Source organism: Thiothrix caldifontis (assembly GCF_900107695.1).
GTDB classification, from domain to species: Bacteria; Pseudomonadota; Gammaproteobacteria; order Thiotrichales; family Thiotrichaceae; genus Thiothrix; species Thiothrix caldifontis.
The window spans coordinates 1-24,475 of sequence record NZ_FNQP01000019.1; the positions used below are offsets into that span (position 1 = coordinate 1).

Annotated in this window: 22 protein-coding genes and 1 tRNA gene; 12 read left to right on the forward strand and 11 right to left on the reverse strand. The window is 50.3% G+C overall.

The features are described from left to right. Positions 1-180 precede the first annotated feature (180 nt). From BLV87_RS14065 to BLV87_RS14085, 5 genes are all read left to right on the forward strand, one after another. Positions 181-516: a hypothetical protein gene (locus tag BLV87_RS14065; protein ID WP_093069693.1), complete on the forward strand. Its 336-nt coding sequence runs from the start codon at positions 181-183 to the stop codon at positions 514-516. Further along, a complete protein-coding gene (locus BLV87_RS14070) occupies positions 458-1,390 on the forward strand; it encodes an ISAs1 family transposase (protein WP_245707042.1) in 933 nt (310 codons plus the stop codon). Before BLV87_RS14065 ends, BLV87_RS14070 begins: the two co-directional genes overlap by 59 nt. Positions 1,391-1,415: 25 nt before the next feature. Next, a complete protein-coding gene (locus tag BLV87_RS14075; RefSeq protein WP_093069695.1) occupies positions 1,416-1,601 on the forward strand; it encodes a hypothetical protein in 186 nt (61 codons plus the stop codon). Between the two features lie 68 nt (positions 1,602-1,669). Next, entirely contained in the window at positions 1,670-1,984 is a 315-nt protein-coding gene (locus tag BLV87_RS14080) for a type II toxin-antitoxin system HigB family toxin (protein ID WP_245707043.1), read from the forward strand. Continuing rightward, positions 1,984-2,445, forward strand: coding sequence for a helix-turn-helix domain-containing protein (locus BLV87_RS14085; protein WP_093069697.1), 462 nt, complete (start codon positions 1,984-1,986; stop codon positions 2,443-2,445). The genes BLV87_RS14080 and BLV87_RS14085 overlap by 1 nt, the downstream gene beginning before the upstream one ends. Here the strand turns inward: BLV87_RS14085 and BLV87_RS14090 are convergent. The 5 genes from BLV87_RS14090 to BLV87_RS14110 all read right to left on the reverse strand — a co-directional run bounded on the left by BLV87_RS14090 (position 2,442) and on the right by BLV87_RS14110 (position 5,745). After that, positions 2,442-3,023: a 3'-5' exonuclease gene (locus BLV87_RS14090; protein WP_093069699.1), complete on the reverse strand. Its 582-nt coding sequence runs from the start codon at positions 3,021-3,023 to the stop codon at positions 2,442-2,444. The genes BLV87_RS14085 and BLV87_RS14090 overlap by 4 nt on opposite strands. Further along, positions 3,020-3,805: an HNH endonuclease gene (locus BLV87_RS14095; protein WP_093069700.1), complete on the reverse strand. Its 786-nt coding sequence runs from the start codon at positions 3,803-3,805 to the stop codon at positions 3,020-3,022. Before BLV87_RS14095 ends, BLV87_RS14090 begins: the two co-directional genes overlap by 4 nt. Continuing rightward, a complete protein-coding gene (locus tag BLV87_RS14100) occupies positions 3,802-4,923 on the reverse strand; it encodes a PDDEXK nuclease domain-containing protein (RefSeq protein ID WP_093069702.1) in 1,122 nt (373 codons plus the stop codon). The genes BLV87_RS14095 and BLV87_RS14100 overlap by 4 nt, the downstream gene beginning before the upstream one ends. A 110-nt stretch (positions 4,924-5,033) precedes the next feature. Beyond that, on the reverse strand, positions 5,034-5,267 hold the full coding sequence (locus BLV87_RS14105) for an integrase core domain-containing protein (RefSeq protein WP_093069704.1): 234 nt from the start codon (positions 5,265-5,267) through the stop codon (positions 5,034-5,036). Between the two features lie 55 nt (positions 5,268-5,322). Then, positions 5,323-5,745, reverse strand: coding sequence for a DDE-type integrase/transposase/recombinase (locus tag BLV87_RS14110; protein ID WP_093069706.1), 423 nt, complete (start codon positions 5,743-5,745; stop codon positions 5,323-5,325). Between the two features lie 17 nt (positions 5,746-5,762). On the opposite strand from BLV87_RS14110, the gene BLV87_RS14115 reads away from it, so the two are divergent. After that, the gene (locus BLV87_RS14115; protein ID WP_093069707.1) at positions 5,763-6,065 is read left to right on the forward strand and encodes a hypothetical protein; all 303 of its coding nucleotides are present in this window, start codon (positions 5,763-5,765) and stop codon (positions 6,063-6,065) included. Positions 6,066-6,147: 82 nt separating this feature from the next. On the opposite strand, the gene BLV87_RS14120 is transcribed toward BLV87_RS14115, so the two are convergent. The 3 genes from BLV87_RS14120 to dnaG all read right to left on the reverse strand — a co-directional run bounded on the left by BLV87_RS14120 (position 6,148) and on the right by dnaG (position 9,945). Next, positions 6,148-6,224 (reverse strand) — tRNA-Ile (locus tag BLV87_RS14120). A 15-nt stretch (positions 6,225-6,239) separates the two neighbouring features. Further along, positions 6,240-8,108, reverse strand: a complete 1,869-nt coding sequence (rpoD, locus tag BLV87_RS14125) for an RNA polymerase sigma factor RpoD (protein ID WP_093069709.1) — start codon at positions 8,106-8,108, stop codon at positions 6,240-6,242. 73 nt (positions 8,109-8,181) lie between these two features. After that, positions 8,182-9,945 carry a DNA primase gene (gene dnaG, locus BLV87_RS14130; protein ID WP_093069710.1) on the reverse strand — a complete coding sequence of 588 codons (1,764 nt, stop codon included), beginning with the start codon at positions 9,943-9,945 and terminating at the stop codon, positions 8,182-8,184. A 156-nt stretch (positions 9,946-10,101) separates the two neighbouring features. On the opposite strand from dnaG, the gene gltB reads away from it, so the two are divergent. The 3 genes from gltB (at position 10,102) to BLV87_RS14145 (ending at position 16,845) form a co-directional block, all read left to right on the forward strand. Then, entirely contained in the window at positions 10,102-14,697 is a 4,596-nt protein-coding gene (gene gltB, locus BLV87_RS14135) for a glutamate synthase large subunit (protein WP_093069712.1), read from the forward strand. Between the two features lie 18 nt (positions 14,698-14,715). Next, entirely contained in the window at positions 14,716-16,206 is a 1,491-nt protein-coding gene (locus BLV87_RS14140; RefSeq protein WP_093069714.1) for a glutamate synthase subunit beta, read from the forward strand. An 81-nt stretch (positions 16,207-16,287) separates the two neighbouring features. Then, entirely contained in the window at positions 16,288-16,845 is a 558-nt protein-coding gene (locus BLV87_RS14145) for a YqiA/YcfP family alpha/beta fold hydrolase (RefSeq protein WP_093069716.1), read from the forward strand. An 11-nt stretch (positions 16,846-16,856) separates the two neighbouring features. On the opposite strand, the gene BLV87_RS14150 is transcribed toward BLV87_RS14145, so the two are convergent. Beyond that, positions 16,857-19,133 carry a GumC family protein gene (locus BLV87_RS14150; RefSeq protein WP_093069717.1) on the reverse strand — a complete coding sequence of 759 codons (2,277 nt, stop codon included), beginning with the start codon at positions 19,131-19,133 and terminating at the stop codon, positions 16,857-16,859. 227 nt (positions 19,134-19,360) lie between these two features. Between BLV87_RS14150 and BLV87_RS14155 the strand changes: the two genes are divergently transcribed. Genes BLV87_RS14155 through BLV87_RS14165 form a run of 3 tightly spaced genes read left to right on the forward strand, consistent with a single transcriptional unit; the run spans position 19,361 to position 22,347 of the window. After that, the gene (locus BLV87_RS14155; RefSeq protein ID WP_093069719.1) at positions 19,361-20,368 is read left to right on the forward strand and encodes a GNAT family N-acetyltransferase; all 1,008 of its coding nucleotides are present in this window, start codon (positions 19,361-19,363) and stop codon (positions 20,366-20,368) included. A gap of 9 nt (positions 20,369-20,377) precedes the next feature. Then, on the forward strand, positions 20,378-21,517 hold the full coding sequence (locus BLV87_RS14160; protein ID WP_093069720.1) for a glycosyltransferase family 4 protein: 1,140 nt from the start codon (positions 20,378-20,380) through the stop codon (positions 21,515-21,517). Next, entirely contained in the window at positions 21,514-22,347 is an 834-nt protein-coding gene (locus tag BLV87_RS14165) for a polysaccharide deacetylase family protein (RefSeq protein WP_093069722.1), read from the forward strand. Before BLV87_RS14160 ends, BLV87_RS14165 begins: the two co-directional genes overlap by 4 nt. Here BLV87_RS14165 and BLV87_RS14170 read toward each other — a convergent pair. Together BLV87_RS14170 and thrC are read right to left on the reverse strand one after the other, a co-directional pair. Next, positions 22,322-23,014, reverse strand: coding sequence for a metal-dependent hydrolase (locus tag BLV87_RS14170; RefSeq protein ID WP_093069723.1), 693 nt, complete (start codon positions 23,012-23,014; stop codon positions 22,322-22,324). The two genes, BLV87_RS14165 and BLV87_RS14170, sit on opposite strands and share 26 nt — an antisense overlap. A gap of 12 nt (positions 23,015-23,026) precedes the next feature. Then, positions 23,027-24,472 carry a threonine synthase gene (gene thrC, locus BLV87_RS14175; protein ID WP_093069725.1) on the reverse strand — a complete coding sequence of 482 codons (1,446 nt, stop codon included), beginning with the start codon at positions 24,470-24,472 and terminating at the stop codon, positions 23,027-23,029. Positions 24,473-24,475 lie beyond the last annotated feature (3 nt).

Below are 24,475 nucleotides of genomic sequence, written 5' to 3' on the forward strand. Positions count from 1 at the left end.
GCGTCCGCTTTTTCATACAAGATGGCTTGCAATGCGGTGGCTACTTTTGTCAGTATCAATGCGCGGTCTCCTTGTCGAAGTCGATCTATTCGGTGTGCAAAACTAATAGCCTACCAGAGAGGGAGACCGCTTTCGCGGGTTAAAGTTGATGCGTATAACACCTCAGATTTGTTACCCACCATGGAAGGTTCCGATGTCATCGACCTCAAACAATGGGCAACATATGCGCTGACTACCACACAACAGGGTTTGCTGGATAAACTGCCCGCTACCCTGCGTAAACGGGTTAAACAACGGCTGGCTGAATCGTTGGGCATCGCTGCCCGTCAGCAATTGAGCTACTGCATCCGTGCGGGGATCAGTAGCCGGATGCTGCAACATATTGTGGCAACCGAACACGACCAGCTTGCAGTGAAAGAGGAACAGGATACCTTGTTGCGTCGTCTCCTGCTGGCAGGTGCATCCTTGGCAATGTTGCAAACCCTGTTGGGAATCCAGGGCAATCGCATTAAGTGAGTGTTTTAGCCGTTGGGTAGCCGACCTGTCCACCCTCAGTGATGGTGAGGTCATTGCCATTGATGGTAAGTGCCTGCGCCGCAGCCTTGATAGCGCCTCTGATAAGGCGGCCATTTACATGGTCAGTGCTTGGGCAACCCAAAACCAGTTGGTGCTGGGGCAGCAGCGGGTTGATGACAAGTCCAACGAAATCACCGCCATCCCCAAGCTGTTGATGCGGCTTGATATTGCCGGGGCGGTTGTGACGCTGGATGCGATGGGATGCCAAACGGCAATTGCCCGACAGATTGTGGATCAGAAGGCTGATTACCTGCTCAGCCTGAAGGGCAACCAAGGCACTCTCCACCGGGATGTGAAGCGGTTCTTTGAATCCGCCAACACCTGCCCGCCTGTTGGGCATACCAGCTACGACGGTGGGCATGGGCGGATTGAAACCCGCATTGTACGGGCGACCTCGGACATCCAGTGGCTAAAGGAAGACCATCCCCATTGGCCCAAGCTCACCAGTATCATTGCCGTCACCGCCACCCGCGAATGCAAGGACAAAACCACCGAGGAAACCCGTTACTTCATCAGCAGCATGGATGCCTCCAACCCCGAACGTTTGGGGCAAATCGTGCGGGCGCACTGGGGCATCGAGAACAACCTGCACTGGGTGTTGGACTATGCCTTTCGCGAAGATGACCAGCGGATACGTTCCGGCAACAGTGATGCCAACATGGCGGTTGTCCGGCACATTGCCATCAATTTGGTCAAAAATGAAAAAACCGTCAAGATCGGCGTGAAAAACAAGCGTCTCAATGCGGGTTGGGATGAGGACTACCTGCTGAAAATCGTCACAGGCAAACCGGGGGCTACAAAGCCTAAAACTTAGGGCTTTGTAAAACAAGATATTTTTAATGCGATTACCCTGCGGGGCTACGCTGATTCTGGGGCTGCATGGCAGCCATTGGCAGCGGGCAACCAGCAAGTTGCGCATCAGTGTGGAGACGCTGAAGCACATCAGGCCGAAGCAGGTGGTGGCGGTGCAGTTGAGGAAGGATGGGATGGCTGATCCGCCGTTTGGGAATGTGGTCGTAGGGTAGCTGTTGTTCACATATTGTGAATTGATGGGTTTGTTGTTAAAGTTCACCTATAGTGAATCAGGAGCGTTGTGTTGCACGTCATATCCAGAAAACCTTTCAATGAGGCAAGCCTGAAATTTCCCAATGATGCTGATGCGATTGATGCGGCTTACAAGACCCTGCGGAATGGCAGTTTTGCCAATCCCCTAGAGTTGAAAGCCGTGTTCCCTAGTCTGGATAATTTCCGTTACAAGGACAAATGGTGGGTTATCGACATTGGCGGCAATAACCTGCGCTTACTGGCCTTCATTGAGTTCCGCGATAACCGTATGTATGTGAAGCATATTGTTACCCACGCCGACTATGACAAGCTCTGCAAGAAATACGCACGGGAGGCAGATTGATGGACTTTGCTGCTGTAAAAATCAAAGCGAAAGAGCTTTTCGCACAAGCTAGCTTCCTTACTGAGATTCGGGATGAGGAGGACTACGACAATGCACTGGCATTGATGGAAGAGTTGCTGGAGGATTATGACGAACACCGCACCTTGATCGGTATTCTCGCTAATGCGATTGAGGAATGGGAAAATGTTGCGCCGGAGTTTGCCGAATTTAACCAACGGGTGGCGCAACTGGATGATGGGGTGGCAGTGCTGAGGACGCTAATAGACCAATATCAGCTTAAAGCCGAAGACCTGAAAGAGGAAATCGGCAGTAAGAGTTTAGTTTCCATGATCCTGAATGGCACACGTAACTTGACCCGTGAACATATCCAAGCCTTGTCCTTGCGGTTCAAGTTGAACCCTGCGATTTTTTTCCATACAACGGCTTTGCGGTTGGTCGCAACGTCAAGGACAGCAACCTAAAACGTCCCAATCTTTTGCCGCTGTACTGCCAGCAAATGCCTGCAATGTACTTCACGGAGCTTGAGCCTATCCTGTATCACCTGCTGCATCTTGATGAACAGGTGGGCTGTCGCTTCTGCATCTGCCAAAGCGCGGTGGAATTGCCCCGACATCGGTAATTTCAGGAAACTCACCAACGTACCCAGCTTGTGGTTGGGCGCTTGGGGAAACACTCGCCGCGCCATCAGCATGGAACACAGAAAATCCTGTTGCCGTTCCTTACCCAGCTGCTCCAGTGCATCATCCCAAAACTTGCGGTCAAAGGAGGCATTGTGGGCTACCAGCGGGTAATCAGCGGCAAACTCGATGGCCTCATTCATGACCTGACCCATCGGTGGGGCTTTGCGTACCATCGCATTGGTGATGCCGGTCAGGGACTGGATGAAGGGCGGAATCCGGGTATTGCCATTCATCAGGCTTTGGTAGCGGTCAACGATCAGGCCGTCACGCACCAGTACAATGGCGATTTCGGTGGGGCACGCACCGCAGTCGGGGGACATGCCGGTGGTTTCAAAGTCGAGGATGGCGTAGGTGGTCATGTACACGAAACCTGTGTTGTGTAAGGCACATGAGGAGCTTTGAACAAAAACTGTCGATGCCATGCCAAGTAAGACAGGTGTTCCGTTGCAACCCAACGCAGCACCAATGTATCCGCCAAACCAATCAAGCTACGCTGCTGTGCTGAAATCTGGCTACTGACCAGCAGCTTTCCGTCAGTGTCGAAACTGATTAGCCCACAATCAAACAGGGCATCCAGATTGGCTGACAGCAGGAAACCATTGAACACATCCAGCCGTTCTTCATCGGATTCACATTCAGACCAAGGCTTGGCGTGACTGGCTCTGAGCATTTCTGGGATGGCAATACCTGTCACGGCGCAAGCTCCACCCCAATAATCCAGCAGGGCTTCGCGGAAGGTATCCTGCCCCACCCGCTGCTTGACCAAACGCTCGACTTCAGTGCCAGTGTCCTTAACTTTTTCCATCTCACGCTGAAGGCGAGCATGGAAGGTCTCGGCGGCTTGATTGGGTAGGGCAGAGGCAAGTTCAGCCGCTCGGCGTAGCAGCCCTGCTAATTGGTCAGACGCGCTGACACTGAAGGTGGTGGCATCTGTCAGCGGATAATCACGTGCCACTTCTTTAGTCAACAGCGGTTTGTTGAAGGTGACGCGCCATTCATCACTGCTTGGGCGTGTAATGCTTACTTGGGCGTGATGTCTGGCAGAACCGGCTAGAACGGCCTGTTCATCACTGCTCAGTATGTTTTCCCAGCCGTGTTCCAAGGCGGTTTTTTCGATGCGGGTGCGTTCGAGGATGTTCATGCGTCAGGCTTGGGTAACGTCAATTTATCCAGCTCACGCTGCAATTCTTGCTGCAATTGTTCTTCGGTCGGCAAGTGCAGTTGATAGCGGCTGGCGAAGATTTGCTGGTTGTGATCGCCCAATACATAGCGCACCACGGCATCGTTTTTCTCACTGCACAGAATCAAGCCAATCGTGGGATTGTCATCGGCATTGGCAATGTCATGGTCGTAATAATTCACATAGAGCTGCATCTGCCCTAGGTCGGCATGATTTAACTTACCCAGTTTGAGGTCAATGACGACGTAGCATTTCAGTTTGACGTGGTAAAACACCATATCCAGGTAGAAATGGTCGCCATCCAGCGTTAGGCGTACTTGCCGCCCGACGAAGGCAAAACCGCTGCCGAGTTCCAGCAAGAAATCCTGCAATTGTGACAACAGGGCTTGTTCCAGTTGGCTTTCCTGCCATTGGGGGGCTTCGGGTAAGTCGAGAAATTCCAGCACATACGGGTCTTTGATCACATCGAGTGGACGGGTGGCAAGCAAGCCCTGATTCGCCAATTGCATGACCCCTTCCTTGTCGCGGCTTTTTAGGAGGCGGTCGAACAGTAGGGAGCTGATTTGACGTTCCAGTTGCCGTGCTGACCAACCGTTACGGATGGTTTCAATTTCGTAAAACTGACGGGCTTCTTGTCGCTCAATTTTCAGTAAGATGCGGTAGTGCGTCCATGACAGCCCGGTGTGGAGTTTTCCCGGTTGCCAATCCGATTCCTGAGCGGGTGTTGTGACTCCCACAGAAATAACACGCGCTGCGTGTTGAATCTCCATAAGGGTGGGGTAAGCGAGAAAAAATGCCCGCATGTATTGCAAGGCACTGACCGAAAACCCACTGCCGTATTCGTCCGTCAGTTGTTGGGAGAGGGATTTCAACAGGGCTTTGCCATAGGTTGCCCGCTGTTCGCCGCCTTGTTCGGCTTCGACAATTTGCTTGCCGATTAGCCAGTTGGCGCACACATGAGCCGAGTTGACGGAACGGATGGCTTGTTGGCGCGAGGCTTCCCAGATGTCACGGATACGCGCCATCAAGTCGGTGTCGAGGGTTGCTTCCGTTTGTATGGGGTGTTTTTTTTCGTCCATTTTAGACATCCTTTGTGGCGTTTTGCATATCAGGTGAACGGGCAATATAAAAAAGTGTCAAGTCCCGAAAGATCATAAACTTTTTTCTTAAACAGTTCTGGTTTTGCAGCCTACCAGTCTTTGAGTGCTACGATGGGTGTTTTGTAACCTAACGCCTTCTGGGGGATGCAGTGGTTATAAAGCCGTTCGTAATGCTTAACCGCTTCGAGAAGTTCACTGGACGAGGCGAAACGGGTGGTTTTCAGCAGTTCACTGATCCGCCCATTGAACCGCTCCACCATGCCATGGGTTTGGGGTGTGCGGGGTTTGGTCAGGCGATGTTCGACCTTGATGTCGGCGCACATTTGGTCAAAAAGGTGGTTGCCTGTTGGCTCACGCTTGCCATTGACGGTGAAGCAGTCAGTGAATTCTTTTACCGTTATCGGTCAACACATATTTCAGGATGATCGGAAACCGCTGTTCCACTTTCCGCAGAAAATCGGCGGCACTGGCGGCACTTTTGTCAGGGTAAACCCCTAAACACACCACCCGGCTTGCCCGGTCAATGGCAACCAGCAGGTATTGGTGTTCCTTTTCATCGGGCATTCTGGGCAAGTATTTGATGTCAATATGGATGTAGCCGGGTTCGTAATCCTTGAACCTCTTCTTTTCAGGTGTCTCTTCCGCGTACAAATCCTGTTTCAGGGCATTTAGGTTGGCAATGCCATGGCGGACTAAGCAACGGTGTATCCCGGAGCGGCTGGCTTCTTCATTGATGTATTCTTTGGCGATATGCGTCAGGTCATCCAACGACAGCAGGAAGGTTTGGCGCAATTCCACCACCAACAGTTCATGATCCCATGGAACACGACAAATCCAATATCGGTTTGCTACATTGGCTAGCAAGCCAAGCGCGTGAAGGTAATTTTGACCGTACTCCAGCGCTGGAATGGCGTAAACACCGACAGGAAACCCAACGCAAACAGGCCAACATTGCGATGACCGAATTGAACAATCTGGCTAACGAGATAAGACAATTGCAGTGGCTGGTGAAAATGGGTGGTGAAACTGACCAGATGACGGTAGAAAAAATTGAACAGATGAAGGCATACTACTGGGCGAAGCTGAAAAGCCTCACGGTAGCACAGCAGGAAAACAGGTAGCATATTGGTAGCACGGAATGTCAGGCTTGATTTGAGAAAGGTCAGGCATTAAACCTAACCCTTTGTTCTCACTTGAGATAATTGGTGGGCCCAGTAGGACTCGAACCTACGACCAAGGGATTATGAGTCCCCTGCTCTAACCAACTGAGCTATAGGCCCTGAAAAACGCTACGATCAGTTTGTCGGCAAGACGCCTGGTTCGTATTCAAGGAAGCTGCGAAGCATATCCGAACGGCTCGGATGACGCAACTTGCGCAAGGCTTTTGCTTCAATCTGACGGATACGTTCGCGGGTTACGTCGAACTGCTTGCCCACTTCTTCTAGCGTATGGTCGGTGTTCATGTCGATACCGAAACGCATCCGCAGTACTTTTGCTTCACGCGAAGTCAGGCTGGAAAGCACTTCGCGGGTCACTTCCGACAAGCTCGACGTTGTAGCCGACTCAATAGGCGACAGGATATTGCCATCCTCAATGAAATCACCCAGATGTGAATCTTCATCGTCACCGATCGGGGTTTCCATCGAAATTGGTTCTTTGGCGATTTTCAGGACTTTACGGATTTTGTCTTCCGGCATGTCCATCGCTTCAGCCAACTCTTCCGGGGTCGCCTCACGGCCTTTTTCCTGCAACAACTTGCGCGAAATACGGTTGAGCTTGTTGATGGTTTCGATCATGTGTACCGGAATACGAATAGTACGCGCCTGATCCGCAATCGAACGGGTAATCGCCTGACGTATCCACCAAGTAGCATAAGTCGAGAATTTGTAACCACGACGGTATTCAAACTTATCAACCGCTTTCATCAAGCCAATATTGCCTTCCTGAATCAAATCAAGGAACTGCAAGCCACGATTGGTGTACTTTTTGGCAATGGAGATCACCAAACGTAAGTTGGCTTCAACCATTTCTTTCTTAGCACGACGTGCTTTCGCTTCCCCTACCGACATGCTGCGATTAATGTCTTTGATTTGCGTAATGGAAAGATTGCATTCACGTTCAATGTCCAACAATTCACGCTGCGCTTCATGAATTTTCGGCAAGAATGTTTGTAAACGAGTATGGTCGCCACGCTTGTCTACACAGTAACGATTTAACCACTCCAAATCCGTTTCGTTTTGTGGAAAGCTATCTATAAAATCTTGACGCCCCATGCCCCCCTTTTGGACACACAACTTCATAATATGGCGTTCATTTTGGCGAATACGGTCAACAATTTCGTTCAATTGCACCGTCAACTGCTCAATAATCGGCTGAGCTAAGCGAAACTCCATGAATTTAGTCGCTACAGCATCACGCGCTGCCGTATAAGATGCTGGATTATTTGCCAAACTAGCGGCTTTAGATGCTTCATATAATTCACGCAGTTCAGCGAATTTAATACGTGCCTCTTCAGGGTCGGGCCCCGTATCAACGGGATCAGTAACGTCGTCTTCATCTTCATCAGCAACTGCCGAATCATCTTCTGCAACTTCGGCAATATCGGTATCATCAACGACGGCAACAGGAAATGCGCTCAAATCCTCATCGGGATTTACGAAACCATTGATAATGTCGGTGAGACGAATTTCTTCGGAATCAATCAACGATGCTTTTTCCAGTAAAAGCTCGGTAGATGCCGGATACTGTGCCAACGCCCGCAAGATTTCGTTCAAACCTTCTTCGATACGAATCGCAATCTGGATTTCACCTTCACGGGTCAACAGCTCCACTGTCCCCATTTCGCGCATATACATGCGCACCGGGTCAGTGGTTCGCCCGAAATCACCATCCACGTTTGCCAACGCTGCGGCAGCTTCTTCTGCGGCTTCATCGTCAGCTTGCACCGCTTCATCGTTCAGCAACAGGGAATCGGCATCTGGGGCATGTTCATACACCGTGATACCCATATCGTTGATCATCGCAACAATATCTTCAATCTGCTCTGGGTCAACGATAGTATCGGGAAGGTGGTCGTTGACCTCAGCATAGGTGAGGTAGCCCTGCTCCTTACCTTTGGCAATTAACTCTTTCAAGCTGGACTGCTGCTGCTCTTCTTGACTCATGCCCTAAAACTCTCTGGAAAAAAAGGTCGGTAACTATATCACATTTTTCTAAAATGCAACTACATGTGCTCGTTCATGCCCCCGGACTTTTGTAATCCTGAAGCAGTAAATAAGCTAAATCACTACGCTCTTGTTCGCTCAATGCCTGGGTTTGCCCCCGATGCAACAAAGCTTCAAGTTGCTTTTGACGCGATTGCCGTCTGATTTGTTGCAGACAATCGGCAAATTCACGCCGTATAACGGTTTCATCATCCGTATCAGATCGCCAGTTGGTGAGGCGTTGGATAATAGCCTCATGTTCAGTCTGGCGGAAACGCTCCAATAAACCCGCCAAGTTTATATGGGGGTTCTCCTCGATATTTTCAATGATAGCTGCCAACAATGCTGTGCCGGGCAGGTCATAGCCAAGAATTTGTTCGGAACTACCTGCCAACTCCACCAACGGCGGATAATGCAACAGTAACGCAATGGCGTGCCGTAAGGGGGTGCGCCGTACATCTTGGTCGCCCAAACGCGCTTGATTATAGGCGAGTGGCGCATCACCCGTTGAACTTTTTTTCAGGTGGCGGCGCACAAGCTCCAAGGGCGTGTCGGTAAGTGTAGACAATTCTCCGAGAATTTGCTCGCGCAGCAAAATAACCGGCATGGTAGCAAGTAATTTCACCCCGTCATTTAAGAGACGCGCTTTGCCTTCCTTGGTACTTAGGTTGAAACGTTCTTTTAGCACTGTCAGTAAATAAGCACTGAGGGTGAGTGCGCTATCGAAGCTCGCTTCAAATGCGTCTTTACCCATTTGGCGAATCTGCGTATCGGGATCCTCACCTTGCGGCAAAAATAAAAAACGAATTTCCTTATCATCGCGCAACTCTGGTAAAGCATTTTCCAAGGCTCGCCATGCCGCATCCCGTCCCGCCCTGTCGCCATCAAAGCAGAACACGATCTCTGGCACCAGACGCAATAATTGACGAATGTGTTCCGGCGTGGTTGCCGTCCCCAACGTCGCCACCGCATAGGTAATGCCGTATTGCGCGAGGGCAATCACATCCATGTAACCTTCGACGACCAACAAACGCTCCAGCTTGCGAGTATCGTTACGCGCTTCAAACAGGCCGTAAAGCTCAGCGCCTTTGTGGAAAACCTCAGTTTCAGGGGAGTTTAGATACTTAGGAGAGCCATCACCAATCACCCGCCCGCCAAAACCGATCACGCGCCCACGCCGATCCCGAATCGGGAACATAATGCGCTCCCGAAAACGGTCATACACCCGCCCGGTTTCATGGCGAATCGCCATACCGCTGGCGACCAATTTATCGTCCCCGTAACGTACCAATTCACGTCCCAACGAACTGTGCGGCGGCGCAAATCCTAAACCAAAGCGTTTTGTTACTTCCTTGCTCAGACCCCGCCGCTGCAAATACATAAGCGCATCAGGGTTTTGCGGCAATTGTGCTTGAAACCATGCCGCTGCCTCTTCCAGCAAGGCATACAGATTTTTATCTTTACGCGGGCGTTTTGGGGCATCCTCTGCACCCTCACGGGGAACAGGCACACCAATGGTGCGGGCTAATGCCTCAATTGCCTCTGGGTATTCGAGATGTTCGTATTCCATTAAAAAAGTAATGGCCGAACCGTGTACCCCGCAACCAAAACAATGGTAGAACTGTTTGGTCGGACTCACTGTGAAAGAAGGCGTTTTCTCATTATGAAACGGACAACAGGCGGTATATTCACGCCCTGCCTTTTTCAATGGCACACGCCCACCGATCACGTCGATAATGTCGACGCGTGCCAACAGTTGGTCAATGAACTCTTTTGGGATACGACCTGCTGTACTCATAAGCTGTGTGCGATCTTGCTCCGTTATGCTGGTAGCGTAGTATACGTTAATTAGGATAATGCTTTCTGGGCATGTCGACAAAAACGCACCAAGGTGTCTAGCCCTAAACTGGCATTTTGGTACATAATACTCACCCTTTTATCGCCTGAGAATACGATGAGATACACTGAACTACCCCCATCGCAAGGTCTTTACGACCCTGGCTTTGAACACGATGCATGTGGCATGGGCTTTGTGGCTCACCTGAAAGGTGTGAAGTCACATCAAATCGTCCAACAGGCATTAAAAGTATTAACCCACATGGAACACCGTGGTGCGTGTGGCTGCGAAGAAAACACCGGCGATGGCGCGGGTATCCTGCTCCAACTTCCCCATGAATTCCTTGCCGCTGAGTGCAAATCACTCAATATTAAACTGCCCGCACCTGGTCATTATGCGGTGGGAATGGTGTTCTTGCCACAAGATGCCGACGCACGTGCTGAGGTTGCCGCTATCTTCGCCCGCATCGTCGAAGAAGAAGGTCAAACCCTGCTCGGCTGGCGTGATGTCCCCACCAATCCGACCCCGATTGGCAAAACCGCGCTCAAAGCCATGCCTTTTATTCGCATGGTATTTGTTGCCAAATCTGCCGACATTGCGGAAGGCATCGACTTTGAACGCAAGCTCTACGTGATTCGCAAACGCACGCAAAACAGCGTTGATACCCCAGAAGTCTCAGGACACGTTTATTTCCCTAGCCTGTCGTCGCGCACCATTGTTTACAAAGGCATGTTGACCACCGAACAAGTTGGGCAGTTCTACCGCGATTTAACCAATCCGCGCATGGAAACGGCGATTGCCATGGTGCATTCACGCTTTTCCACCAACACTTTCCCAAGCTGGGAACGCGCTCACCCCAACCGTTACCTGATCCACAATGGTGAAATCAACACCATGCGCGGTAATGTTAACTGGATGAATGCGCGTCAGGGCGTAATCAAAACCGACGTCTTCAATACCGAAGTCGACAAGCTGTTCCCGGTAGTAAACCCCAACGGCAGTGACTCCGCGATGTTTGATAACACGCTGGAATTCATGTACTTATCAGGCTATTCCCTACCCCATGCGATGATGATGATGGTTCCCGAACCTTGGTCGAACCACGAAAGCATGAGTGCGGAAAAGAAAGCCTTTTACGAATACCACAGTTGCCTAATGGAACCTTGGGATGGCCCTGCGGCAATGGGTTTCACCGATGGCACACTGGTTGGCGCAACACTCGACCGCAACGGTTTGCGCCCCTCACGTTACTACGTCACCAATGACGACATGATTATCCTCGCCTCCGAAGTCGGGGTATTGGATGACCTTGACCAAAGCACCGTGGTTTCGAAGCAACGCCTGCAGCCGGGGCGCATGTTGCTAGTCGATACCGCTCAAGGGCGTATTATTGCTGACGAAGAAATCAAGCAGCAAATGGCTACCGCTAAGCCGTATCAAGATTGGCTGACAAGCAATCTGGTCGAACTGCAAGACTTACCGGCTGCCCCACAAAGCGCCCTGCCAGAACACGAAACGCTGGTACAACGCCAGAAAATGTTCGGCTACACCTACGAAGACGTGCGCAAAGTCATTGTGCCCATGGCACGTGACGGCATCGACCCGCTGGGTGCTATGGGCATCGACTCACCGATTGCGGTGCTGTCCAACCAAGCACAACCGCTGTTTAACTATTTTAAGCAGTTGTTTGCGCAAGTGACCAACCCGCCAATTGACTCGATTCGCGAAGAAATCGTTACCTCGTCTTACACCACGTTGGGGTCAGAGGGCGATATTACTGCGCCTACAGCAGCAAGTTGCCAGCAAATTCTGCTAAAAACCCCGATTTTGGACAACGACGAACTGGCGAAACTGACGCACATTAACCGTGAAGGTTTCAAATGCGTCACCCTGCCGATTATGTTCCGCGCTGCCGATGGCAAACATGCACTGGAAGCGGCCTTGGAACACCTGTTCGCAGCAGCCGATAACGCCATTAATGACGGCGCAAATTTAATCGTGCTATCCGACCGCTTGGCGGATGCGGATAATGCGCCGATTCCGTCACTCTTGGCGGTAGCAGGCTTGCATCATCACTTGATTCGTAACGGTTGCCGCACCCGCGTCAGCCTGATTCTCGAATCCGGTGAACCGCGTGAAGTGCATCATTTCTGCACACTGTTAGGTTATGGCGTGCAAGCAATCAACCCTTACGTGGCCTTTGAGTCGATTGGTGATTTGATTCGCGAAGGTTTATTACCCGGTATTCAGCACGATTACGCTGTGCAAAAGTACATCAAGGCAGCCACCAAAGGCGTGATCAAGGTCATGTCCAAGATCGGTATTTCCACGATTCAGTCTTACCGTGGGGCGCAAATCTTTGAAGCTTTGGGAATTAGCAAAGCGGTCATCGACAAATATTTCACTGCGACAGCATCGCGTATCGGGGGTATTGATTTAGCCACTATCGCGAAAGAAGCCTTGATTCGCCATCAAACCGCTTACGATCACCACGACGCGGAACAACGCTCGTTACGTGCTGGTAACGTGTTCCAATGGCGGCATGAGGAAGAAGAACATCAATATAACCCTGCGACTATTTACACCTTGCAAAAAGCGGTACGCTTGGGTGATTACGGTTTGTACAAGCAATACAGTAAGTTGTTGCACGAAGATGCAGAAGTCAAATTCAACTTGCGCAACTTGCTCGAATTCAACTTTGCAGCACAACCTATTCCCCTGAGCGAAGTTGAACCCGCCAGCGCTATTGTAAAACGCTTTAAATCCGGCGCGATGTCGTTCGGCTCCATCAGCCAAGAAGCGCACGAAGCCTTAGCGATTGCCATGAACCGTTTGGGCGGACGTTCCAACTCCGGTGAAGGTGGTGAAGATTCCGCGCGTTTCACGCCCGATCCGAATGGCGATTCGCGCAACAGTGCCATCAAGCAAGTGGCTTCGGGGCGCTTCGGTGTCACCAGCCATTACCTGAATAATGCGCAGGAAATCCAGATCAAGCTGGCACAAGGCGCAAAACCGGGTGAAGGTGGCCAGTTGCCGGGCAAGAAAGTGTACCCTTGGGTAGCACGGGTGCGTGGCACTACACCGGGAGTGGGCTTAATTTCGCCACCACCGCATCACGATATTTACTCGATTGAAGATTTGGCACAGCTCATTCATGACCTGAAAAACGCCAACAAACGCGCACGCATCAACGTCAAGTTGGTATCCGAAGTCGGGGTAGGCACGATTGCAGCCGGTGTTGCCAAAGGCAAAGCGGATGTCATCCTGATTTCCGGTTATGACGGTGGCACGGGTGCTTCCCCGAAAACCAGTGTCCAACACGCCGGTTTGCCGTGGGAATTGGGGCTGGCCGAAACGCATCAAACACTGTTGCTCAATAACCTGCGGAGTCGGGTACGTCTGGAAACCGATGGCAAGCTGATGACTGGGCGTGATGTAGCGATTGCGGCATTACTGGGCGCGGAAGAGTACGGCTTCGCAACGCTGCCACTGGTGGCACTGGGTTGCGTGATGATGCGCGTTTGCCATCAGGACACTTGCCCCGTTGGGATTGCGACCCAAAACCCTGAACTGCGCAAAAAGTATGCTGGCGACCCGCAATACGTGGTCAATTTGCTGATGTTCATCGCCGAAGAATTGCGCGAATACATGGCGAAACTCGGCTTCCGCACCATTGATGAAATGGTCGGGCGCGTCGACAAACTGCGCCAAGGCACTGCAGAAGGTCACTGGAAAGCCAGCATGGTTGATTTGAGTACCTTGCTGCACACACCAGAACTGGAAGAATGTGACGGTATCCGGTGTTTGCGTGAACAAGATCATGGCATTGCGCAATCCTTGGATGAACGTGAAATTCTCAAAGCTTGCCAACCTGCGATTGATCACGGCACACCTGTCACCGCAACGTTTGCCATCAAAAACATTGACCGCGTGGCAGGCACGATCACCGGCTCAGAAGTGACGCGCAAATACGGTGCAGCAGGCTTGCCCGAAGACACCATCCGCCTGAAATTCAACGGCTCAGCCGGGCAAAGTTTCGGTGCATTCCTGCCTAAAGGCATGACGCTGGAACTCGAAGGCGATTCCAACGACTACATCGGCAAAGGGTTGTCGGGTGGCAAGCTCATCGTTTACCCACGTAAAGATGCGCAATTTGCCGCAGAAGACAATATTCTGATCGGCAACGTGGCATTCTTCGGCGCAAGTGACGGTGAAGCCTATGTACGCGGGGTCGCGGGCGAGCGTTTCTGTGTGCGCAACTCCGGGGTGCGTGTCGTCGTTGAAGGCACGGGCGACCACGGTTGCGAATACATGACCGGCGGGCGCGTGGTAGTGTTGGGCAAGGTCGGGCGCAACTTTGGCGCGGGCATGTCCGGCGGCGTGGCTTACGTGTATGACCCCGGCGGCATTCTCGCAGTCAGCGGCAACACTGAAATGGTCGCTTATAGCCCACTGAGTAATGCTGACGAAAAAGCCGAAGTCAAAGCGATGATCGAAAAGCATGTGCTGTATACTGGTAGCGTGCGCGGTAGCCTGATTTTGGCGGACTGGGATAAATACTCAGCCGACTTCGTGCGCGTCATGCCGAACGACTATCAACGCATGTTGGAAGCGATTCGCTCGTTTGAGCTGCAAGGGCTGTCTGGGGAAGAAGCATTGATGGCCGCTTTCACCGCCAATAATAGCGACGCTTCGCGTGTCAGTGGCAATTAAGGATTAAAGGTAACAATCATGGGTAAACCTACTGGTTTCATGGAATACCAGCGCGAGCTGCCAGCCGACCGTGCCCCGTTGGAACGGATTAAAGACTGGCGTGAATTCCACCTGCATTTCGAGCGTGAAGCCGAAAGCCGTGAACAGGGTGCGCGTTGCATGGAATGCGGCATCCCCTTCTGCCAAACTGGGCAAATGCTGCCGGGTGGTGCGAGCGGTTGTCCGGTTCACAATCTGATTCCTGAATGGAATGACATGATCTTCCGTGGCTTGTGGAAAGAAGCCTTTGAGCGCTTGCGCATGACCAATAACTTTCCGGAATTCACCGGGCGGGTTTGCCCGGCACCGTGCGAAGGCTCTTGCACACTGGGTATCAATGAACCACCTGTGACCATCAAATTGAACGAAGTGTCGATCATCGACAAAGCATTCGAGGAAGGTTGGGTTAAGGCTGAACCGCCAACAGAACGCACCGGCAAGACCATTGCCGTCGTCGGTTCTGGTCCTGCGGGGTTGGCGTGTGCTGATCAGTTGAACAAAGCCGGTCACACCGTCACCGTTTATGAACGCGCAGATCGCATTGGCGGCTTGCTGATGTACGGCATTCCCAATATGAAATTGGATAAGCAGGACATTGTGCAACGCCGTGTTGATCTGATGGCTGCTGAAGGTGTGAACTTCGTTACCGGTATGGAAGTGGGTAAAGACGTTTCCGCCGAACAGTTGCGCAGTGACTTTGATGCAGTGGTGTTGTGTGCGGGTGCTACCCAGCCGCGTGATCTGCCGGTGGAAGGGCGTAACCTTAAGGGTGTGCATTTCGCGATGGATTTCCTCAGCGCGAATACCAAAAGCTTGCTGGATTCGGGCTTAGCGGATGGTCACTACATTTCGGCAAAAGGCTTGGATGTGATCGTTATCGGTGGCGGTGATACCGGCACTGACTGCGTGGGTACCTCGGTACGGCATGGCTGCAAGTCGGTCACACAACTGGAAATCATGCCGCGTGCGCCGGATGCACGTGCTGCTGACAACCCTTGGCCGGAATGGCCGCGTGTGCATAAAGTTGATTACGGTCAGGAAGAAGCAGCGGCGGTATTTGGTCGCGATCCGCGTGATTACCTCATTTCCACCAAGAAACTGATCGGTGATGAAAACGGTCATGTGAAAGAAATTCATACGGTTGGGGTACGCTGGGAACAGGGTGCTGGCGGGCGCATGAATTTGATCGAAGTTGAAGGCACCGAAGAAGTATTGCCCGCACAATTGGTGTTGCTGGCAATGGGCTTTACGGGGCCAGAAAAAACACTGGTGGATGCGCTGACGCTGGACACTGACCCACGCGGCAATGTCAAAGCCGATTATGGCAAATACACCACCAACCTGCCGGGTGTGTTTGCAGCGGGCGATATGCGCCGTGGGCAAAGTCTGGTGGTGTGGGCAATCAATGAAGGTCGCGAAGCTGCGCGGGAATGTGATCGGTTTTTGATGGGCAAGACTTACTTGCCGTAAGATCAAACCAACACTTCACATGACGAGGAATCGCCCCATTACTGGGGCGTTTTTCGTGAATCAAGACCTAGAGAATACCCCATGATTATCTACATCCACGGCTTCAATTCCTCTTCCGCTTCGCTAAAAGCCCAGCAATTGCAACACTGGTTAGCAGCACGCGGGCGAGCGCACGAATGGGTTTGCCCTGACCTGCCAGACCGCCCGTTATCCGCGATAGCCTTGCTGTCAGACTTGATCGAACAAGCCCCGACACCACCCAAGCTTATCGGCAGCTCCCTCGGCGGTTTTTACGCCACTTACCTCGCCAGTCAATACGCGGTTAAGGCTGCCTTGGTCAATCCAGCCATACACCCCGGTTTGTTATTGCGCCCCTTATTAGGCAGCGTGCAACAACATTGGCATGACGAAGGTACTTACACCTTTACCCAAGCGCATGAGGACGATTTGATCGCAATGGATCAGCTTAGCCCTGCCAATCCTCACAATCTGTTAGTACTGTTAGAAAATGGTGACAAAACGTTGGACTGGCGCGATGCAACCAGCTATTACCGCGAAGCACATCAACTCATCTTTCAGGGAGGGAACCACGGTTTCACCCGCTTTCTGGATGTGTTGGATCTCATCGACAGATTCTAATACCCATCTGGTTAAATAACGGGAGCAAGATTCAAACCTTTTCGCTTACCCTTGGCAGGTTTAGCAGTAGGTTGGCTCGGAATACGGGTGTGGTAACGGTCATAGTAGCGGTAATCTGTCACTTCTTCCTGCGACTTCACCATCAAAAAACCCACGATATTCTGTTTCACCCGTTGCAATTGTTCAATCACCGTCAACAAGCGTTTGCGGTTAATACGGTCTTCATCCGCCACAATCACCGTGGCCTCAGCCATTGAAGATAGGTAAATCGCATCAGCAAAACCCGCCGTTGGTGGGCCGTCAATAATCACGCTATCGAAATGCTTAGTCGCAAGATTCAGCAACTGTGCCATCGCGGGGCTGGATACCATTCGCACAGGGTCAGCCATCAAGGTTCCCGCCAGAATTAGATATAACCCTTTCATTTCACGGGATGGATGCGTCACACTGGCAATATCGACCTCGCCGTTGAGGTAATTGCTCAAACCTCTAGCGTTAGGCAAGCCCAACTTAACATGCACCGAAGGACGCCGTAAATCGGCATCAATCAATAAGACTTTTAATCCCTGTTGTGCTTGGCTTAGCGCAATATTGACCGCCGACGTTGATTTACCCTCTGCTGGATTGACGCTGGTAATCAATGTTACACGTGGGGAATTACCGCCCGGTAACACAAAACGCAAATTCGCCGTCATCACCCGATACGATTCGGCCAGCAACGACCCTGCATCACGCACAGTTGCCAACGCCAAATTGCTTTCTGACAAATGCCGCACGTGCGGAATAGTACCCAGTACCGGCAAACCACTCAGTGCTTGCAACTCACCTACCGAAGCTACCCCTTGATTCAGGGTTTCACGCAATAATGCTGCCCCAATTCCCAGCATCAACCCCACTAACCCACCCAGAATGAGGTTAAGCGCCTTCTTCGGGCGAAACACATTATCGTCAGGCGCGGCAGCATCCACTACCCGAATATTGCTACTGGTAACATTGGAAGCGACATTCACTTCTTTCATACGCTGCAACAAACCATCATAGAGGTCACGGCTAGTTTCAACTTCACGCTTCAACGCGTTGTATTCAATACTACGGTCACGTAAATCAACCAATTCACCTTTATAAGCATCTAATTGGCTACGCAGGTCATCCTCCAGCTTTTTTGCTGCTGCGTATTCCGCTTGCAAGGATTGTTTTAGCCCCCCCACTTCCTTTTGTAACTGGCTGCGGACTTCCTGAATTTGTTGCTGCAAACGCTGCATATCTGGGAAAGCCGGTTTAAACAGTTTGAGCTTTTCCTGATACTCGGCTTCTAAAGTATTAAGATTTTGCTTAATGCCCTCCACCACAGGGTTATTCAGTACTTCACGAACATTACCGTGCCTGCCCCCTTGTATCATCTGGCTTTCCGCCTGAATACGGGCACGCTCGGCAGCCCCTAAAGCGGAATAGAGTTCGTCAAGTTTACGTTCTTGGCTGGACTGGCTATTGTTGACTTCTAAAATGCCGTTTTGCTTAGCGTATTCAATGAGTTTAGCTTCCTGCAAAGTCAAACGCTGACGTGCTTTTTCTAGCTCCTGTTCCAGAAACTCTTTGGCATAGGTATCGGTTTCACTTTGGGAACTGATATTTTCTTTGATGAACGCATTAATCAATGCATTTACAATATCCGCCGACAACACCGGGTCTGAGCTTTCATAAAATACCTTAACCAAATGTGTTTTCTCAATCGGCTCTATATACAGTTTTTCTGAAAATTGTTGCGCATAATCGGGGGCTTTACCGTCGTCTGTGTTTTGCTTAGCAGGCAGCCACGCACCAATAAACCCCTTGATAATCACTTTAATAGATGTCAACACATTGAATTTTTCAGGGCGTTCAAATAAGCGCGTTCTCAAATCCAAATCAGCAATGACCCGCTCCGCTAACTTGCGACTTTTCAACTGCTCGTATTGAGTACGAAAAAAAGGATCTTGTTCCCCCATATCCGGGGAAGCACTGGTCACCGTGCCAAAATTAACAACCTGCACCCCCTCTTTTTCGATCTGGATGGTAGCACTGGCACGATAAGAAGGCGTCGCTGTCCAGGTGAAATACGCAGTTAACAGCAGAATCGACAATGCAGTCAGTAATAGCGTCCATTTTTGTCGTAACAAACGCCGCCACACATCCTCCAGTGTCAGTGTATGAGTAGACACACCCGTGGCAGGCACAGCCAAATACGGCACAGGCGCACTAACGACATGGGGGGAACTGACGACACGTGTATTATTATTGACGGTTAGCATAGTTCTCTGGTGGATATAATTGTTGATTATGCGGGCTATTCTCCAACAGCCTTGTACAGACCGCAAAGTTTAGCCTGCATTCGCGGGCATTTTCTGGATAAGCGGACATACTCCCCGATCACTTGCCGCCTAACCTACAAAGTTCCCCGTTAATCTGCCAGCACTGGCATCACTTTTCCTAACATCATACAAATAGGCAATTATAAAAAAACAAAGCCTTTGGGAATATGAGTATAACGATTACCCCCGATCAGCCATCCACGCAACCAATGCCGGTTACAGTAACAGGTGAGATTTTCTCTACCTCAGCCTTTCGCGCCATTATTGCGCATGAGTTCCGCCTAAAACCGGTGCAAGTACGCGTAGCAACAACAGGCCAAGCGTTTACGATCCCCGCATTTTTGCGTACTCATTGGCGAGGTAAACAAACCCTCATCATCGGTGCAGGTTTTGATAAAACGGGGCTAATTCCCAATATTGCCGCTGATGATTATGGCACTGTAATCGAAACATTAGCACAGGCGTTAACCACCACGAAGGTTGATTGCTTAGAAATACGTACCCCCCAACGTATTCCCTGTCTGAATGACACTGCCGATAAAGTCGAGTTGAATGTCGACATTCAACCTTCAGTGGAAACTATCTGGCAGAACCTCTCCAGTAATACCCGTAAAAATATCCGTCGCCCTTTAAAAATGGGATTTACCTCGGTCATTGGGCTAAATTCGCAACTTTTGGATGAGTTTTACCAGTTGTATCGCATGAGTTTGCATGATCTTGGCAGTTTGCCGCATCCCAAATCATTTTTTATGGATTTGATGACACAATGCCCCAGTCAAGTTGAAATTTTTATGGGCTATATCGACGGTATTCCAGTGGTGTCATCCCTTAATTTTGTGAGTGAGGATGAAGTCTATGGTGCATGGTCAGGCATCCATACCCTGTACAAGAAGCACAATGTATTTCTCGCCATGCTGTGGCAGATGATTGAATATTGTGGAACAAGCGGGCGTAAAACTTACAACCTAGGACGCTCATCCGCAGGCAGCAACCCGCATCAATTCAAGCTAAAACTTGCCAATCGTAGCCACAAAATTTACTACTACCAATTACCAATCGCCAAGCCCTCTCCAACCGTTTCCAAGGTACAAGAAGCTGCTTCTTGGCTCATCCGCCATACCCCAGAAGTCGTTATGGATGGGTTATCTCGTGTCCTGCTCCACAAATTTTATTGAACACCACAGATGAAAGCTAACCATATGAAAATTCTGGAAGTTTGCACCGTCAGCAGTTCAGCCTATGCGCTGGTTTTTCACCGTGCCCATGCACTGAATCAACGTCATGCCGGTAACATGCAGGTCGATATACTGTGCAGTGATGGCCCTGAAGTTACATTAATGCAAGAACAAGGCATGAATGTCGTGGTAGAAACCCTGCACCGTAGCCTCAACCCATTGCAACTGGCACGTTCTGCCTGGAATCTGCACCGTGCTATTCGTCAAGGGGATTACGATGCTGTGCATCTGCATTTTGGCATACCAGGGTTAGTCGGACGCTTTCTGGCTTTTTTTAATCACAAAATTGTCTGGATTTACCAAAGCCATGGCTACAGCATTGCAGAAAACACCAGCCCACTCGCACGTAAAGCTTATATTCTGATTGAAAAACTGCTGAAAAAAACCGTGCGTTATTCACTGTTCCAGTTACGTGAAGATATGCAATTAGCACAGGAACATCACCTACTCGATGAAACACAAATGGTGTTTTTGGGGAATGGCATAGACGTAGAAAAATTCGAGCCAAGCCACACATCCCCTTCCGGCATCACGACGTTTGGTATGGTGGCACGCTTTGAGCCGATCAAAAATCATGCCTTGCTATTGGATGCTGCCGAACACTTGGCAAAGCAGACCCGTGACTTCAAAATTAAACTCATTGGTCAAGGACATCTACAAGCCGAAGTACAAGCGGCTATCCAGCAAAAAGGGCTGACTGACGTGATTGAAATTCAAGCATACCGCAATGACATGCCAGCGTTTTATCAAAGCATTGATGTGGGCGTACTGACCTCATTTGCTGAAGGTATTCCACGTGCTCTGATCGAGCCCATGGCCTCCGGCAAACCCGTTATTTGCACTGATGTTAAAGGCAGCCGCGAAGCTATCATTGATCAGGAAACCGGCTTCAAAACCCCCATTGATTCCCCACAAATGCTTGCCGACCACATGCTTTGGTTCATTCAACACCCTGAACAACGCCAACAAATGGGTAAAACCGCACGTCAACATGCGATTCAACACTTCTCAGAATCACGGGTGCTCGATATTCTCGGTGAAATCTACCTATCTTGCCGTCCCCTCCAACTCACGGGAGCCACAGTATGATTTTTACGGCTGACATCGAAGATTGGCAGCAATCGGTTTACGATTTTGATCGGGCAGTTTCCAATCGTGTAGTACGCAATACCAGCCGTTTGCTGGATATTTTGGACGCACACAACATTAAGGGGACTTTTTTCATACAAGGCATGGTTGCCGAAAAATTTCCGCAACTGATTAAGAGCATTACCCAAGCAGGTCACGAACTCGCCAGTCATTCACATACCCACCGAATGATTTATAACCTGACCGAAGCCCAATTTCGCGCCGAAATGCAGCGTTCCGTGGGGTCACTCGAAGACATTAGTGGTATCAAAGTCATCGGCTTTCGCGCCCCCACGTTCTCGGTACGTGATGATATTCTCGACTGGTATTGCGGTATATTACGGGAACAGGGGATCATTTACGACTCATCCATTATGCTGGCGACCGTCAGAAGCTGCTACGGCTTCAGCGATGACGGTATTTTGCAACGTATCGCTGAGCGCGGCTTAGACTGTTACCCCATGAGCGTCAGTCGCGTATTGGGCAAGAGTTTACCCGTGATGGGAGGCGGCTATTTTCGTATCTACCCCTACTGGTTATCGCGCTGGTTAGCACGTGATTTGGATCATGACACCAGCATTTTCTACATGCACCCTTATGAATTGGATACGCATGAACACCGTGAAGTGTCAAAACAGGTGAATATTCCCCTAAAAATGGCAGTACACCAATTTGCACGCCGCAGCAGTATTCCGGGAAAACTCAACAAACTGTTGCAGGATTATCCTTTTACTTCGTTTAGGGATCATTACTACACCAACACGACTACGGCAATAAACGCGCTCCAATAATGCGGTAGGTATCCGCACTCAGCAAAGTATCCCAAAATGCATGGGAATCCGGTACAACGGCCCATGCAATAATGGTAGCCACTACCAAGGCCGTCGACTTCTCGCGTTTTTTCCAATCGAGTATTTTTAATGCTGTACCAAAGGAACGTTTAATGCGGTGGTTCATAAAATCCACACTGTACAACTCATCCAACACCAGATGCAGCACAAACCCCAAAAATACAAACAGACCAAATAGCCATGCAATAAACGGGCTTTCACCCATCACATGGAAGGCAAAGGCAGCCGTCAAAAACATGAACAATACCGCAGCAACGAGCGAATGAATCGAGCCACGGTGTGTGGTGTATTCATGAAACACCGTCCAGATAGGAAAGCGGATTAACCCAAACGTGATTAATCCCACACCCCATAACTCCACAATCGACAGATTATTCTGATTGGAAAATACCACCATAAACGCGGCAATAATCGCAAACAGAGAAAACATAATGCGACTGGGGTAAGCGTGCTGCAAATCAATATCGGGCAAAATACCGCCGATTGTTCCCAGCAACGCTAACATCAACGCTTCACGCGGCTCCACTAACCCTACTTGCAGGCAAAGGACGGACAATAAACCCGCCCCCGCTGCTGCCACGGTAATATGGGTACTAAAATTCGCCATCTGTGATGCAGCTTATGCTGTTTTAGTCACAATAAACTGCTTGATGGCCTCAGCGTCTGCTGCCATCACCTCGAAACGCTGCGGCAAACTTTCCAAATTCTCCATCCCCGCAGGGCGTACCGGATCACGCCCTAAAGCCTCACGAATAGCATCTTCAAACTTCGCAGGTAACGCGGTTTCTAGCACTAACATCGGCACACCGGGTTCACGCAACTCCAAGGCCACTTTCAAACCATCTGCCGTGTGCGTGTCAATCATCACACCGTAGGTTTCAAACGTTTGACGAATGGTTTGCATTCGATGCGTATGCGAACTCACACCCGACTGGAAACCAAAACTAGGTACACGTGTAAAAGCCGCTGGTTCACTAAACTCAGACGAAGCGAGATTAAATGCGCCCCCCTTATCAACTTCGCTCCACAAAGCACGTACTTTATCGCCATCACGCCCCACTAAGTCAAACACGAAACGCTCAAAATTAGACGCTTTGGAAATATCCATCGACGGGCTACTGGTATGGTAAGTATTTGCCGAACCACGCGGACGGTACACACCGGTGCGGAAAAACTCATCCAACACATCGTTTTCGTTGGTTGCTACGACTAGATGTTTGATCGGCAATCCCATCATGCGTGCAATATGTCCGGCACACACGTTGCCAAAATTACCAGAAGGCACCGCAAAACTTACCTGCTGATCATTGGAGTCAGTTGCCGCAAAATAACCTTTGAAGTAGTACACAATCTGTGCCGCTACCCGCCCCCAGTTGATTGAATTAACAGCACCAATCTTATGTGCTGCTTTAAACACATGATCATTCGACACCGCTTTCACAATGTCCTGACAGTCATCGAATACCCCTTTCACCGCAATATTGAAAATATTGGCATCTTGCAAACTAAACATTTGTGCGGTTTGGAAACGGCTCATCTTGCCATGTGGTGACAGCATGAACACATTCACACCGTGCTTGCCACGCATGGCATATTCAGCAGAGGATCCGGTATCTCCAGAAGTTGCACCCAAAATATTGATGCCCTGACCCGCCTTATCCAGCACGTATTCAAACAAATTGCCGAGCAATTGCATGGCCATGTCTTTAAATGCAATCGTTGGGCCATTCGACAAACACAGCAAATGCAAGTCCGGCTCAAGCGTATGCAACGGGGTAATGTCTGCGGCATTATCACCGTCACGCACATTGCAATACACTTCAGCGGTGTAAGTCTTGTCGATAATCACTTGCAAATCAGCCGCAGGAATGTCGGTCGCAAAGCGCGACAGCACCGCAAACGCCAGTTCGCGGTAGTTCATGTTGCGCATTTGCGTCAAATCATCTGTACTGAATTGCGGGTAAGTTTCCGGCAAATACAAACCACCATCTGGTGCAAGCCCGCCCAATAGGATTTCAGTAAAAGATTGCGCAGGCGATTGCCCGCGAGTCGAAATGTATTTCATGAT